Source organism: Brevibacterium pityocampae (genome assembly GCF_039541555.1).
Lineage (GTDB): Bacteria > Actinomycetota > Actinomycetes > Actinomycetales > Brevibacteriaceae > Brevibacterium > Brevibacterium pityocampae.
This window is the reverse complement of sequence record NZ_BAABGL010000002.1, coordinates 282,724-296,059: the sequence shown is the minus strand read 5'-3', so window position 1 is coordinate 296,059 and position 13,336 is coordinate 282,724. Positions and strand designations below refer to the sequence as shown.

Sequence of the window (13,336 nt, the reverse complement as noted above, 5' to 3'; positions counted from 1 at the left end):
CAGCCCGGCGCCGGGCCACGTCTGTCCGTCAGCCCGTCAGCTCAGCGTCGGCAGCGGGGCGGCGTCGTCGAAGGGGACGCGCTTGTCGATCGTGCCGTCGTGGCCGATGAGAGTGACCACACCCTCGCCGCCGCGGTCCGGGCCGGCGGTGACGCGTGCGCCGGGGGCGACGATGCAGTTGCGCAGCCGCACCCCCGCCTCCACCACGACGCCGTCGAGGAGCAGCGAATCGCGCACCTCGGCGCCCTCCTCGATCCGGCAGTCGATGCCGACGACGGAGTGGACCACGGTGCCGTGCACCTCGGCCCCGGCGCTGATGAAGGCCCGGTGCACCTGCGCGGACCCGCCGAGGAACGCCGGGAGGCGCTGCGGCTGGGCGGACCACAGCGGCCAGTCCGGGCGGTGGAGGTCGATCGCCTCGCCGTCGATGAGCTGGAGGTTCGTCGTCCAGTACGACTGGAGCGTGCCGAGGTCCATCCAGTAGCCGCCGAGGTCGTGGGACACCACGGTGCGCTCGGCGAGGAAGTGCGGGATGAGCTCGTCGCCGTAGTCGGAGAGCTGCCCGTTCTTCTCGAGCAGCTCCTCGAGCGCCTCGAACAGGGCCTCTGCCCGGTAGAGGAAGATCTCCGTGGTGACGTAGGCGTCCGCCGCGCCCTCCGGCTTGTACTCGAAGCTCGTGATCCGGCGCTCCGGCCCGATCTCCACCACCCCGTAGCGCGAGGCGTCGCCGTCCTGATGGGTGGTGACCATGGTGAGGTCCGCCCCGTGTTGCAGGTGGGTGTCGTAGACGTCGAGGAAGTTGAGGTTGTAGAGGTGGTCGGCGCTGAGGACGAGCACGTCCTCGGGTGCGAACTCCCTCATCGCGTCGAGCTGGCGGACCAGGGAGTCCGCATTGCCCTGCGCGAATCCCTCCCCCTCCCCGCCCTCGAACGGCGGGGTGACGACGAGCCCGCCGTGCGTGCGGTCGAGGTCCCACGGCCGCCCGTTGTCGATGTAGAGGTTGAGCTTGTGCGGCTGGAACTGCTCGACCATCCAGACGTCGCGGATGTGGGAGTGCGCGAGATTGCTCAGCGCGATGTCGATGAGTGTGTACGTGCCGCCGATCGGCAGGGTGGGCTTGGGCTGGTCCTGCGTCAGGCTCTCGAGCCGGCTGCCCTTGCCGCCGGCGAGGACGAGTGCGAGGATGCGGGGGATGCGCACGGGAGGGACCACCCTTCATGAGGAACATGCCTTGTCGGAACCCGTCCCATCCTAGAGCGCGGAACCGGCGTGCACCGGCTCTCCGGCCCCGTGAAGTCGCCTAGACTTTCCCTGTGAGCACCCAGTCGAAGCAGGACCCGCGCCAGGACACCCGCCAGGACGCCGCCGGCGGCCCGAACCCGGGCCGGAGCGCGTCCGGGCATCAGCATGCCGAGTCCGACCGCCGGCACACCGGCAGCACCGCCGAGGCCTCGCCGCACCGGCTGACGAAGACCTCGTGGAAGTACGCGTGGGCCCGCACCATCCATCAGTACAAGCACAACCGGCGGCACAACACCGCCGCCACGCTGTCCTTCTACTTCATGCTCGCGCTGCTCCCGGCGATCGTCGCGGTGCTGTCGATCCTCAACGTGTTCGGCCAGGGCCCGCAGACGGTGACAGCAGTGATGGACTGGCTGTCCCAGGTGTCCGGCGAGGGCAGCGTCCAGCAGCTCGAGCAGCCGCTGCTCAGCCTCGCCGAATCCCCCGGCGGCGGTGCGGCGTTCGGCATCGGCATCCTCGCCTCGCTGTGGTCGGCGAGCAAGTTCGTGCGCGCTTTCGGTGCCGCGATCAACGACGTCTACGGGATGGCCGAGGGACGCTCGAGCTGGCTCCGCTTCCTCCAGACCTACCTCGTGACGATCGTCGCGATCGGGCTCGTCGTCGCGATCCTCCTGTGCCTGCTGGGCTCCACTGCGCTCCTCGAGCCGTTCGGGTTCGACGACACCCTCACCACCGTCTGGGCCTGGGTCCGCTTCCCGCTCGCACTCGTCCTCACCCTCCTCCTCATCACCCTGCTCTACGCCGGCACGAGCAACGTCCGCCGCGCCAAGTTCGTGCTCTCGACGATCGGCGCGCTCGTCGCGCTGCTCGCCTGGGCGATCCTCACCGCCGGCCTCTACCTCTACGCCGTCGTGTTCAGCGGCTTCGATTCGACCTACGGGGCGTTCGCCGGAGTGCTGATCTTCCTGTTCTGGCTGTGGCTGACGAACATGGCGCTGCTGTTCGGCGCGGAGTTCGACTCGGAGATCGAGCGCGCCCGCCAGCTCCAGGCCGGGATCCTCGCCGAGGACACCATCCAGCTCCCACCGCGGTCGACGAAGAAGATCATCGACGACGCGCAGGTGCAGGCCCGCTTCCAGCGCAAGGGTCGAGAACTCCGGGAATCCCGCGGAGCCACCGACGGGGACGAGAACTCCCTGCCGGTATAGACTGGCACCGAACCGGCAGGCGCTCTCGCGCACGATCGCGCGGAGCAAGGATGCTTGCCGTGATATCCATGCGCCGTTCAGGGCGCTGACCCCAGGGAGGGACCATGAAGAAGCGACTCATTCTTCTCGCCGGCGTCGGAGTCGGGTTCGTGCTCGGTTCGCGTGCCGGCCGCCAGAGCTACGAGAAGCTCAAGGCCCAGGTCGAGGAGTGGTGGCAGGACCCCCGCGTCCAGGACTCGGTGACCAAGGCGACCGACACCGTCAAGGAGCAGGCGCCGATCGTCGCCGACCGCGTCAAGGAGAAGGCTCCCGAGGTGGCCGGCAAGGTGCAGTCCGCCGCCGGATCCGCCGTCGGTGCGGTGCAGGGCAAGGTCGACGACGTCAAGACCAACCGCGAGCAGAAGAAGGCGGAGAAGAGCGCCGCTGCCGGCGCAGACGATCTCGACGCGAAGAAGGACGCCGAGGCGAAGGCCGCCGCTGCCGCCACGCCGGCTTCCGGCAGCGTCGCGGATCCGACCTCGCAGGCGCAGCAGGACACCGGCGTGGAGGCCGGATCGAAGACCAGCGCGGGCGGCTCGGTCACCGAGCCCTCGTCGAAGGCCACCGGCACCTCCGGCGGCGCCGGCAGGGCGAGTGCCTCCGGCAAGGCCGCGGGCACCTCGTCCGACGCCGTCATCCTCGACGACTCGATCTCGGATCCCTCGACCCCGCTCGAGGCCGAGGGCCCGACCACCGGCGCCTCGAGCTGAGAGACCCGCGCATCGGGCGCTGCGCAACGTTCTGAGCCCGCTGGGCGCCCAGCGCACCGCGCACTGCTCGGCGAGCAGCACGAGGTCCCGCGCACCGGAAGGTGTGCGGGGCCTCGTGCGTTCTCGGCAGACCGGCGGCGCTAGAGCAGAGAGCTCGTGAGCCGGCACAGGCTCTCGAGATACTTCCGGCCGAGCGAGCGCTGCCGCCAGGCCTCCACGTCGAGCTCCACGGAGTTCGCACGATAGTCGTCGACCTCGAGGCGGTACATCCGGTCGGTGAAGTCCTCATCGACGATGAACAGGGTGACCTCCATGTTCATCGCGAAGGACCGCTCGTCCATGTTCGAGGAGCCGATGAGAGTGACCTCGTCGTCGATGAGGAGGAACTTCGAGTGGAGCACCGTGGGCGCGTGGTACTGGAAGATCCGCACCCCGGCGTCGACGAGCTCGTCGTAGTAGGACTCCTGAGCCTTCTGCGCAATCGCGTGGTCGCTCGTCGCCCCGACGTAGAGCCGCACGTCCACCCCTGAGAGCGCCTCGGTGACGAGCGCATGCATGAGCGACTCGTCCGGGACGAAGTAGGGCGAGCACACGACGACGGTGTGGTTGGCGTTGTAGATCAGGTGATTGAAGAGCCGGAGGTTGTTCTCGAGCTCGAACCCGGGGCCGCTCGGCACCACCTGGGCCATGGTCCCGCCGTCGTCCGGCGACTCGACCACGGAGTCGAACTCGTCGGAGAGCATGACGCCGGTCTCGGAGTACCAGTCGGAGGCGAACACCGCGTTGAGCTCCGCGACGACCGGGCCGGTGCACCGCACCGACAGATCCTTCCACTCGAAGCCCTTCCTGAGGTTCGCGCGCTTGTTGTACGTGCGGTGGATGACGTTCTGCGAGCCGGTGTAGGCCACGGTGCCGTCGACGACGAGGATCTTGCGGTGGTTGCGCAGATCGGGCCGCTGGTACTCGAGCTTCCAGGGACGGATCGGCAGGCACCGGCGCCAGCTCACCCCGGAGGCGTCGAGCATCTTCACGAGCTCCGCATACCCGGGGTAGCCGAGCGAGCCGATGTGGTCTATGAGGATCCGGACCCTGACGCCGCGGGCATGGGCGGCGAGCAGCGCGTCGAGCAGCGGGCGGGTCGCCTCGTCGATGGCGACGATGTAGAACTCGAAGTGGACGTAGTCGGTGGCCCTGTCCACCTCGGCGGCCATGTCGAGCATGCACTGGTGGTTGTCGGGCTCGAGGGTGAAGTCGTTGCCGTGGGTCATCGGCAGCGCCCCGAGCCGGTAGTTGAGCTTCGCGGAGGTGACGAGCGGCTCGCTCAGGTGGTCCTCGCGGCCGAGGATCGCCTCGTCGTCGGTGCGGCTGCGGATGAGCTCGTTGACCTCACGCTGCTGGGCGCGGCGGCTGGGCGGCAGCTTCGCGGAGCCGAACAGGAGGAACGCGATGATGCCCACGTAGGGGATGAGGAAGATCGCGAGCAGCCAGCCGAGCGCCACCGAGGGCTTGCGGCGATAGGGCACCCAGCCGAGCGCGACGATCCGGATCACGGCATCGATCGCGATGAGCGTCACGAGGACCCAGGTGGGCCACCGCGCGTCGAAGGGGAAGATGATGAAGGATTCCACAGGCCGTTCGTCTCTCGCAGGTACGGCACCGCGGCTCGGCCGAGCCGGTGCCGGTGTGCCCTCATCCTACATCCCCGCCGGGGGCCGCGGCCCGGCCGTCCACGTCCGCCGGAACACCGTCGACCTGCCGGTCGTGCTCGAGGTCCGGGGCGGGATCGAGCAGCGACGGCAGGTCGACGGTGCGTGCGGCGCAGGCTGCGGCCGGAACCGCGGCCGAACCGATCAGATGTGGCGGCCGCCGGCGATCTCGAGCACGGTGCCCGACATGTAGGAGGACATGTCCGAGGCGAGGAACAGCACGACCGAGGCGACCTCGCTCGGCTCGCCGGCGCGGCCCATCGGGATCTCGGCGAGCTTCGCGTCGATGACGTCCTGGCGCATCGCGGCGGTCATCGCGGTGTTGATGAATCCGGGCTGGATGGCGTTGACGCGCACGTTCTTGAAACCGACCTCCTTGGCGGCGGCCTTCGTCATGCCGACGATGCCGGCCTTGGCCGCGGAGTAGTTCGTCTGGCCGAGCATGCCGACCTTGCCGGAGATCGAGGACACGTTGATGATCGAGCCGCCCTTCTCCTGGTCGCGCATGATGCCCGAGGCGGTCTTGAGCCCGTTCCAGGTGCCGCGCAGGTGCACGGCGATGACCTGGTCGAACTGCTCCTCGGTCATCTTGCGCATGGTCGCGTCGCGGGTGATGCCGGCGTTGTTGACCATGACGTCGACGGCGCCGAACTTCTCCTGCGCGAGCGCGCACAGCGCCTCCACCTGGCCGAGGTCGACGACGTTGCAGGCCAGGCCGACGGCGCGGTCGCCCACGCCGAGCTTCTCAGCGGCCGCGACGACGGCCTCCTCGTTGAGGTCTCCGAGGACGGCGTTGGCGCCCTCGGCGACGAGCGTCTCCGCGATGGCGTAGCCCAGCCCCTGAGCGGCGCCGGTGATGACGGCGGTGCGGCCTTCGAGCAGACCCATGATGTACTCCTTCGATCGGTGGTGCGGACGTGATGATGATGCGGTGGACGGGGTGACGGGAACCGGTGCGGCCAGCGGTGCACGGACCCGTGCGGGCGGCGCGCCGACCGCTGCGGTCGCGACCCGCCGGGCCCGGCGGGCTCACTCCCCGGTGAACTCCGGGGAGCGTTTGTCGAAGAACGCCGCCTTGCCCTCGCGGAAGTCGGCGGTGAAGAACAGCGCACGCTGCCCCGCCGCCTCGGCCGCGAAGGCCTCGTCGAGGCTCGGCGCGCCGACGGACAGCGCCTGCTTGATCGCCCGCACGGAGCCCGGCGCCCGGGCAGCCAGGCGGGCGGCCACCTCGGCGGCGGTGCTCAGCGCGGCGCCGTCCTCGACGAGGTGGTCGACGAGCCCGTAGGCGGCGCCGTCCTCGGCCCGGACCGGGTCCCCGGCGATCATCAGGCGCCGCGCCCGGGCCAGGCCGACGCGCGCCGGCAGCAGGGCGAGGAGCCCGCCGTCGGGCACGATCCCCAGGCGCGTGAACGGCAGGAGGAACTGTGCGCTGCGCCCGGCGACGATGACGTCGCAGGCGCAGGCGAGGCCGACCGAGGCGCCGGCCGCGGCCTTCTCCACCGCGGCGACGGTCACGACCGGCAGGCCGGCGACGAGGCGGATGAAGTCGGCCACGGCCGCCATCCGCTCGTCACTGGCCTCGGGGCTCTCCGGCGGCATCGAGGCGAGGTCGCCGCCGGCGGAGAACACGGAGTCGGCACCGGTGAAGACGACCGCCCGCACCTCCGCCGGCAGCGGGGACAGCACGGCGGAGATCTCCGCGCGCATGTCCGCGCTCAGCGGGTTGCGGCGGGCCGGCTCGTCGAGCGTGATCGTGAGGATCCCGGCGGCGAGCTCCGTGCGGATGAGGCTCATGCTCAGCGGCCCTCGAGGTGGGCGCCCTTGAGCATCTGGCGGGCGATGACGAGCTTCTGGATCTCGGAGGTGCCCTCGTAGATCCGGAACAGGCGGGCGTGGCGGTAGAAGCGCTCGACCGAGGTCTCGCGCATGTAGCCCATCCCGCCGAACACCTGGACGCCGCGGTCGGCGACGCGGCCGAGCATCTCGGAGGCGAAGAGCTTGCAGGAACTCGGGCCGAGCTTCTTGTCGGTGCCCTCGTCCCAGCGGCGGGCGGCGGCGAGCACCATCTCACGCGCGGCGGAGAGCTCCGCGTAGGACTCCGCGAGGAGCGCCTGCACGAGCTGGAACTCACCGATCGCGGTGCCGCCCTGCTTGGCGACCTTCGCGTGCTCGACCGAGTCGTCGAGGATGCGGGTGGCCTGGCCGACGCACATCGCGGCGATGTGGAGACGACCCTTGTTGAGCGAGGCCATGGCCGCCTTGAAGCCGACCTCCTCCTCGCCGCCGATGAGGTACTTCGAGGGCACGCGGACGTCGTCGAAGAAGATCTCCGAGGTCCAGGCGCCGGCCTGGCCCATCTTCTTGTCGTGCGGGCCGACGGTGACGCCGGGGGAATCGGTGGGCACGAGGAACACGGAGATGCCCTTGCTGCCCTTGGCCTCCGGGTTGGTGCGGGCGAAGACCATGAGGACGTCGGACAGCGCGGCGTTGGTGATGAAGCGCTTGGCACCGTTGATGATGTAGTCGTCGCCGTCCTTGACCGCCTTGGTGGTCAGGCCGGACGGGTCGGAGCCGGCGTCGGGCTCGGTGAGCGCGAAGGAGGCGACGACCTCGCCCGAGGCGATCCGCGGCAGCCACTCCTGCTTCTGCTGGTCGGTGCCGTAGTTGACGAGCACCTGGCCGGCGATGCCGTTGTTCGTGCCGAACAGCGAGCGGAAGGACGGGGTGGTGTAGCCGAGCTCGAAGGAGAGCTTCGCGTCCTGGTAGGCGTTGAGGCCGAGGCCGCCGAACTCCTCCGGGATCGCCCAGCCGAACAGGCCCATCTCCGCGGCCGCGTCGCGGATCTCCTTGGGGATCTCGTCGGTGTCCTCGATCTCGAGTTCACGGGGGATCACCTGCTCGCGGACGAACTCGCGGACGGTGGACAGGATGTGCTTGAGATCGGAATCGTCCATGATCTGCTTTCTCTCGGTGACGGCGGCAGGTGATGCCGGGCGGGGTTCCGGCGGTCTGCCGGGATGTCGACGGCGCAGGGCCGTCGGCGCCGAAGGCTGGGCCGAACGGCGCCGACGGGACGGCGGGAGGAGGTCAGTCGTCCTCGACCATGAGGGTGACGGCCTCGGCGATGCAGGCCGGGCGGTCCGAGCCCTCGATCTCGATGACGTGGTCCATGACGACCTGGATGCCCGAGCTCTTGCGGACGATCTCCTTGAGGGTGACGACGTCGCGCACCTTGGCACCGGCCGGCACGGGCTTGGGGAAGCGGACCTTGTTGAGGCCGTAGTTGATCTTCATCTTCATGCCGGTCACGTTCATCACCTCGGCGCCGAGCAGCGGCAGGAGGGAGAGGGTGAGGAAGCCGTGGGCGATCGTGCCGCCGAACGGCCCGGCCTTGGCGCGCTCCTCGTCGATGTGGATCCACTGGTGGTCGCCGGTGGCATCGGCGAAGGTGTTGATCCGCTCCTGGTCGACGGTGACCCAGTCGCTCGTGCCGAGCTCCTGCCCGAGGTGCTTCTCGAGCTCTGCGATTCCCTGGAATTCTCGCACCATTGCGCGTCTCCTTCTGTACGGTGTGGAGGGGTGTCCGGGCGCGTGCGGCCCTCGGTGATTCTTACCTCAAACTGCATCAATCGCGCCGGACTTTTTGTGTTTTCTGCAACAGTCTAACCCGCTAGAGTGAACTTCGGTAGTACTGCCCCGGACTTCTTCGAAGGACATCCCATGACGGACACCGCCCGGTCGGACGCTGCAGCACCGCGCCGCCTCGATGTCGCCCAGACCCTGCTCTTCGTGCCCGCCACGCGACCGGACCGCTTCGCCAAGGCGCTCGCCTCCGGCGCACACGCGATCATCGTCGACCTCGAGGACGCGGTCGCCCCCGAGGATAAGGCGACCGCGCGGGATTCCGTCGCCGCCTGGCTGTCGGAGGGCGAGTGGACCGGCGCCGGTTCGGACACCGCGGTCGTGGTGCGGATCAACGCCGCCGACACCGACTGGTTCGCCCCCGACGTCAGCGCCCTGGCGGCGGTCGCGTCCCGCTTGAGCACCGTCGCCGCCGAGCGCTCGGGACACTACGCGCAGTGCCCGTTCGGGGTGATGATCCCCAAGTGCGAGTCCGAGGACCCCGTCCACGAGATCCGCCAGCGCTTCACCCAGCACGGCGTGGCCGCGCCGTACTTCATCGGCCTGCTCGAGACCCCGCGCGGCATCGTCGCCGCCGATTCCCTGGCCCGGGCCCATTCGGTGCACCGGTTCGCGTTCGGCAACTACGACCTCGGTCTCGAGCTCGACGCGAGCGTCGGACCCGAGGAGACCGAGCTGCTCCATGCGCGCTCCCGGGTCGTCATGGCCGCCCGCGCGTTCGGCATGCCCGGACCGATCGACGGCCCGTGCGCGGACTTCTCCACGGACGGCGCGACCGAAGCCTCTGCACAGCGCGGTCGGGCGCTCGGCTTCGCCGGGAAGCTCGCGATCCACCCCCGTCAGCTCGCCGCGATCGACGCCGAGTTCGGCGATTCCGCCGAGGACGTCGCCTGGGCCCGCCGCGTGGTCGACGCCGCCGAGGCCGCCGGCGGGGCCGCGGTCAACGTCGACGGCGCGATGGTCGATGCGCCGGTGCTCAAGCGCGCCCAGCGCATCGTTGCCCGCGCCGGACGCTGAGCCGGGCGCCGAACCGGGCACTGGGCCGGGGCACTGGTCTGGAGCACCGCGCCGGAGCACCGAACAGTCCGCCGCAGCCCTTCCGGTCAGTGCTGACTGCCCGGATGCCGGACCCGCGCGTGACCTGGATCACGGCGCCGGTACAGTACGGAGAAGACACGTCCGGCCCGCACCTGCAGCGGAGCAGCCCGAGCGGCGGAGCCGGCTGAGCCGAAGGTGGATGAATGGTGCGCGACCTGCACGACGAAGGACATGATCGCTCCGACCGCGTGGGCACATCTCTCAAGAGCAATCTCGCCCCGCCCGGGGTCGAGACGCCGGTCAAGCCCGCGGTGAGCGTCATCGTGGCCCGCGATACCGCGGACGGCCTCGAGGTCTTCGTCCAGCATCGGGTGACGACCATGGACTTCGCCGCCGGCGTGCTCGTCTATCCCGGCGGTCGGGTGGATCCGCAGGATCACGAGATGGCCGCTGCGCTCGAGGTGCCCGGGGAGGTGCTCGACGCTCACGTCCGCGCCTGGGCGAAGACCGAGCTCGGCGCCGAGCCGGAGTTCGCGAAGGCGCTCATCGCGACCGCGCAGCGCGAGGTGGGCGAGGAGGCCGGGGCCACGATCGCGACCACCGCACTCAAGCCCTGGGCCAACTGGATCACCCCTCCCGGGCGCACCCGCCGCTTCGACACGTACTTCTACGTGGCGCGCGGCGACGAGATCGGCGATCTGCGGCACCAGACCACGGAGGCGACGAACTCCGAGTGGATGAACGTCGAGCACATCCTCGCCGAGGAGGCCGCCGAGCGGCTCAAGCTCATGCGTCCGACCCTCGTCCTCCTCAACGAGGTGCACTCCTTCGGCAGCGTCGAGGCACTCATGGCCGCCGAGCGCGACATCGAGCCGGTGCGGCCGGCGATGCCCGGCAAGCACGGCTGACGCGCGCGATCGGGATACAGCCCAGCCCCACCCGGCGGGGCCCCACCCCAGGAGCACCGACCCTCACCCGTCATCCGTCCGCTGTGCGCCCACGTGGCCGCACAGCGGACGGACGGTGAAATCTCAGCGCCGTCCGAGCCACAGGCCACGGAGCGCACAACCTGCGCTGATACCCTCAATGAGATCCACATCACACCAGCGCGAAAGGGTCGCAGGTGCATTCTTCGCCCCAGGCTCACTTCTCCGATTCCACGAGCTCCACCTCGTCGGCCCCGCCGACGCCCCCTACGACACCCGCGCGTCCCGCGCCGCCTGCGCCCGGTTCCTCCGCACCTGAATCCTTCGCACCGAGCGGCTCCGCCGGCCCCGCGGCGGACCTCGGCGCGGTGTGGTCCCGGGCGGTCGCCTGCCGCGGCACCGCTCCGTTCCTCACCTTCATCACCGGCACCGGTGACTCGAACACGTGGTCGTACCGCCAGTTCGCCCAGCTCGTCGGGCTCACCGCGCAGCGCTTCCGGGCGCTCGGCGTCGCACCGGGCACTGCAGTCCACCTCAATCTCGAGAGCTCGCCGGCCTTCATCATGAGCTGGCTCGCCTGCGCCTCGCTCGGCGCCGTCGCCGTGGCGAGCGATCCCGAGGCCGAGGTGCCCGCCCTGCTCCGGGAGCTCTCCGGCACCCACCCCGTGCTCGGGGTTGTCGGCCTCCGCCGTCGCTGGACCTACCGCAACGCGGTCAGCCGCTCCGCGACCCCGGAGTTCCCCGTCATCGAGGTGTCCGAGGACGAGCCCGACACCCTGGCGGGCTCCCCGCTCTTCACCCCCGGGCCCGTCTTCGGCGCCGTCCGACGCCGCGACAGCGCGGGTCGATCCGGACACCCGCCCCGCCCCGCCGCGGGCTCCCGGGCAGCCGAGCGTCCCCGGCCCTGCGGTCCCACCGCCGCGGCCGCCGGCTCCCTGCCCGAGTCCGTACAGATCCGAGCACTCCCGGCCGGTGCGCTGAGCATCGTCGTCGGCGCTGAATCGGCTCACGACCCGACCGCAGCAGGGGCGCACCTCCTCACCCATGCCGACGGCCTCAGCGAAGCGCACGAGGCAGCGGCCGCCGCCGGGCTCGGCCAGGACCACCGCTGGCTCATCACCGGCGATCTCCACACCCTCGCCGCTCAGGCACGCGAGCTCACCGCCGTGATCACCGCAGGCGCCACCGTGGTGCTCGCTGCCCACTTCGCTCCCGAGGCCTGGCTCGAACAGGTGCGCACCCACGCGGTGACGCACACGTGCCTGACCGCGGACCGGGCCCGCGAGGTGCTCGGCGACGAGTCTGCCGGTGAGGATCTCGATCGCCTCGCAGCGCGCACCGGCATGCGCATCGGACGCGTCGCGTCGGACCCCGCAGTCGGCACGACATGGGCACTCGCCGCGCCCGACGCCGTCGTCGCCGTTCCCGCCGGTCTCTGAGCCGGGCCGGCTCGCGCCGGAGCCCCGGTCACGAGCGAGGCGGGGATCCGGCCGTCAGGTCAGCGGCAGGCCGCCCGGTCACGGGGCCAGCCGGTCAGCCGGTCAGCGGCAGGGTCCCCGCCTCGAAGTCGAGCACCCACTGCTTCCGGTCGTGGCCGCCGCGGTAGTTCCCGAAGCTGCCGTCGCTGCGGACGATCCGGTGGCACGGGAGGATCAGCGGGATCGGGTTCTTCGCGCACGCCGTGCCGACGGCCCGCACCGCCTTCGGGTTCCCCAGATGCGCAGCCATCTCCGCATAGCTCATCGTGCTCCCGAAGGGGATGTCGGCGAGCGCCTGCTGGACCTCGGCCCGGAAGCCCCGGGTGAGTCGGAGGTCGAGGGCGATGTCGAAGGACCTCCGCTCCCCCGCGAAGTACTCCCCGAGCTCCGCCACCACCGTCCGGGTCATCCCGCTGTCCTCGACGACCACGGGTCCGACCGCCTCGGCGACCTCGGTGAGAACGGCGGAGAGCTCCTCGGTGTCGAAGCCGATCCGGAGCAGGCCGCGGTCGGTGACGACGACGACGAGTTCGCCCATGGGCGAGGGCATCCGGGTGTAGGCGGCATCGACGAGCCCGGTGGCGTCACCGCGGGCGAGGACCTCGGCGTTGAGGGCAGCCACCATCGATTCCTCGAGCGCCGACGCGGGTCCGGAGAGCCGGTCCTCCGGCACGGCGCCCCCTGTTCCGGGACCCGGCTGCGAGTCGAGCCCGGCCGATGCGAATCCCTCGGGTGGTCCCGGGGTAGTGGGCACGGTGCGCGTCATGAGTGGTGCGCGGGTCATGGTCTCTCCTCCTCGATCATCCGCCGCAGTGCCGCGATCCCGTCCGCCGCCGCCCGGCGGGCGGCCGCCGGTGTGCCGCCGACCTGGGCAGCGACCTCGGCGTAGGGCAGCCCCCACACGTGGTGGTAGGCGACCGCCTCCCGCTGCCGGTCGGTGAGCCGCCACAGCAGAGCGAACACGTCGATCTCGCCCTCGCTCCCCCGGCCGGGGTTCTCCGGCCGGCCGCCGAGCGAGAAGCCGCCCGACCAGGTGCCGCCCGGCCCGGTGCCCACCGGCTCCGGCAGCTGCTCGACGGGGACCGCCCGCCGCGCGTTGCGCCGGTGCACGTCGATGCAGGCATGGCGTGCGATGGTGATGAGCCAGGCCTCGAGGTTGGCGTCCTCGGGCAGGGATGCGTATCCGCGCAGCGCGGCGAGGAACGCCTCGGAATAGGCGTCCTCGGCGTCCGCCGGCTGCGCGTGCATGGACCGGCAGAACCGCAGGATCCGCACCGAGTGCGTGCGGACGAGCTCGTCGAACGGTGGCTTCTTCATCATCCTGCAGACGTTGGGGAGGCCCGGAAC

Annotated in this window: 14 protein-coding genes; 6 read left to right on the top strand and 8 right to left on the bottom strand. The window is 70.7% G+C overall.

Translation table 11 applies throughout. From position 1 onward, the window contains the following. Positions 1–36 precede the first annotated feature (36 nt). Positions 37–1,200, bottom strand: a complete 1,164-nt coding sequence (locus tag ABD883_RS01675; protein WP_345029321.1) for a glucose-1-phosphate adenylyltransferase family protein — start codon at positions 1,198–1,200, stop codon at positions 37–39. A gap of 113 nt (positions 1,201–1,313) precedes the next feature. Between ABD883_RS01675 and ABD883_RS01670 the strand changes: the two genes are divergently transcribed. Both ABD883_RS01670 and ABD883_RS01665 read left to right on the top strand, forming a co-directional pair. Then, entirely contained in the window at positions 1,314–2,450 is a 1,137-nt protein-coding gene (locus ABD883_RS01670) for a YihY/virulence factor BrkB family protein (RefSeq protein WP_345029318.1), read from the top strand. A 104-nt stretch (positions 2,451–2,554) separates the two neighbouring features. Beyond that, positions 2,555–3,199: a hypothetical protein gene (locus tag ABD883_RS01665; RefSeq protein WP_345029316.1), complete on the top strand. Its 645-nt coding sequence runs from the start codon at positions 2,555–2,557 to the stop codon at positions 3,197–3,199. Positions 3,200–3,339: 140 nt separating this feature from the next. Here ABD883_RS01665 and cls read toward each other — a convergent pair whose 3' ends face one another. The 5 genes from cls to ABD883_RS01640 form a co-directional block, all read right to left on the bottom strand. After that, entirely contained in the window at positions 3,340–4,827 is a 1,488-nt protein-coding gene (gene cls, locus ABD883_RS01660) for a cardiolipin synthase (protein ID WP_345029313.1), read from the bottom strand. Positions 4,828–5,049: 222 nt separating this feature from the next. Next, positions 5,050–5,793 (bottom strand): 3-oxoacyl-ACP reductase FabG, encoded by a 744-nt coding sequence (fabG, locus tag ABD883_RS01655; RefSeq protein WP_265809229.1) that lies wholly within the window; start codon positions 5,791–5,793, stop codon positions 5,050–5,052. A 141-nt stretch (positions 5,794–5,934) separates the two neighbouring features. Next, positions 5,935–6,699 (bottom strand): enoyl-CoA hydratase-related protein, encoded by a 765-nt coding sequence (locus tag ABD883_RS01650; protein ID WP_345029310.1) that lies wholly within the window; start codon positions 6,697–6,699, stop codon positions 5,935–5,937. Between the two features lie 2 nt (positions 6,700–6,701). Beyond that, positions 6,702–7,859, bottom strand: a complete 1,158-nt coding sequence (locus tag ABD883_RS01645; protein WP_345029308.1) for an acyl-CoA dehydrogenase family protein — start codon at positions 7,857–7,859, stop codon at positions 6,702–6,704. A gap of 133 nt (positions 7,860–7,992) precedes the next feature. After that, the gene (locus ABD883_RS01640; RefSeq protein ID WP_137318691.1) at positions 7,993–8,454 is read right to left on the bottom strand and encodes a MaoC family dehydratase; all 462 of its coding nucleotides are present in this window, start codon (positions 8,452–8,454) and stop codon (positions 7,993–7,995) included. A gap of 171 nt (positions 8,455–8,625) precedes the next feature. Between ABD883_RS01640 and ABD883_RS01635 the strand changes: the two genes are divergently transcribed. From ABD883_RS01635 to ABD883_RS01620, 4 genes are all read left to right on the top strand, one after another. After that, the gene (locus ABD883_RS01635; protein WP_345029307.1) at positions 8,626–9,564 is read left to right on the top strand and encodes an HpcH/HpaI aldolase/citrate lyase family protein; all 939 of its coding nucleotides are present in this window, start codon (positions 8,626–8,628) and stop codon (positions 9,562–9,564) included. 224 nt (positions 9,565–9,788) lie between these two features. Continuing rightward, positions 9,789–10,493 carry an NUDIX hydrolase gene (locus ABD883_RS01630; RefSeq protein WP_265809224.1) on the top strand — a complete coding sequence of 235 codons (705 nt, stop codon included), beginning with the start codon at positions 9,789–9,791 and terminating at the stop codon, positions 10,491–10,493. 178 nt (positions 10,494–10,671) lie between these two features. Next, positions 10,672–10,830 carry a hypothetical protein gene (locus ABD883_RS01625; protein ID WP_345029305.1) on the top strand — a complete coding sequence of 53 codons (159 nt, stop codon included), beginning with the start codon at positions 10,672–10,674 and terminating at the stop codon, positions 10,828–10,830. 49 nt (positions 10,831–10,879) lie between these two features. Beyond that, complete coding sequence (locus ABD883_RS01620; RefSeq protein ID WP_345029303.1) at positions 10,880–11,950, top strand: AMP-binding protein; 1,071 nt, start codon at positions 10,880–10,882, stop codon at positions 11,948–11,950. Between the two features lie 94 nt (positions 11,951–12,044). Here ABD883_RS01620 and ABD883_RS01615 read toward each other — a convergent pair whose 3' ends face one another. Continuing rightward, positions 12,045–12,773 carry a methylated-DNA--[protein]-cysteine S-methyltransferase gene (locus tag ABD883_RS01615; RefSeq protein WP_345029301.1) on the bottom strand — a complete coding sequence of 243 codons (729 nt, stop codon included), beginning with the start codon at positions 12,771–12,773 and terminating at the stop codon, positions 12,045–12,047. Further along, positions 12,770–13,309 (bottom strand): RNA polymerase sigma factor, encoded by a 540-nt coding sequence (locus ABD883_RS01610; protein WP_345029300.1) that lies wholly within the window; start codon positions 13,307–13,309, stop codon positions 12,770–12,772. Before ABD883_RS01610 ends, ABD883_RS01615 begins: the two co-directional genes overlap by 4 nt. Positions 13,310–13,336 lie beyond the last annotated feature (27 nt).

Coding starts and splice junctions, on each gene's coding strand:
- ABD883_RS01665 (WP_345029316.1), top strand. CDS start 2,555: ATGAAGAAGCGACTCATTCTTCTCGCCGGCGTCGGAGTCGGGTTCGTG.
- fabG (WP_265809229.1), bottom strand. CDS start 5,793: ATGGGTCTGCTCGAAGGCCGCACCGCCGTCATCACCGGCGCCGCTCAG.
- ABD883_RS01650 (WP_345029310.1), bottom strand. CDS start 6,699: ATGAGCCTCATCCGCACGGAGCTCGCCGCCGGGATCCTCACGATCACG.
- ABD883_RS01645 (WP_345029308.1), bottom strand. CDS start 7,859: ATGGACGATTCCGATCTCAAGCACATCCTGTCCACCGTCCGCGAGTTC.
- ABD883_RS01640 (WP_137318691.1), bottom strand. CDS start 8,454: ATGGTGCGAGAATTCCAGGGAATCGCAGAGCTCGAGAAGCACCTCGGG.
- ABD883_RS01635 (WP_345029307.1), top strand. CDS start 8,626: ATGACGGACACCGCCCGGTCGGACGCTGCAGCACCGCGCCGCCTCGAT.
- ABD883_RS01630 (WP_265809224.1), top strand. CDS start 9,789: ATGGTGCGCGACCTGCACGACGAAGGACATGATCGCTCCGACCGCGTG.
- ABD883_RS01625 (WP_345029305.1), top strand. CDS start 10,672: ATGAGATCCACATCACACCAGCGCGAAAGGGTCGCAGGTGCATTCTTC.
- ABD883_RS01615 (WP_345029301.1), bottom strand. CDS start 12,773: ATGACCCGCGCACCACTCATGACGCGCACCGTGCCCACTACCCCGGGA.
- ABD883_RS01610 (WP_345029300.1), bottom strand. CDS start 13,309: ATGATGAAGAAGCCACCGTTCGACGAGCTCGTCCGCACGCACTCGGTG.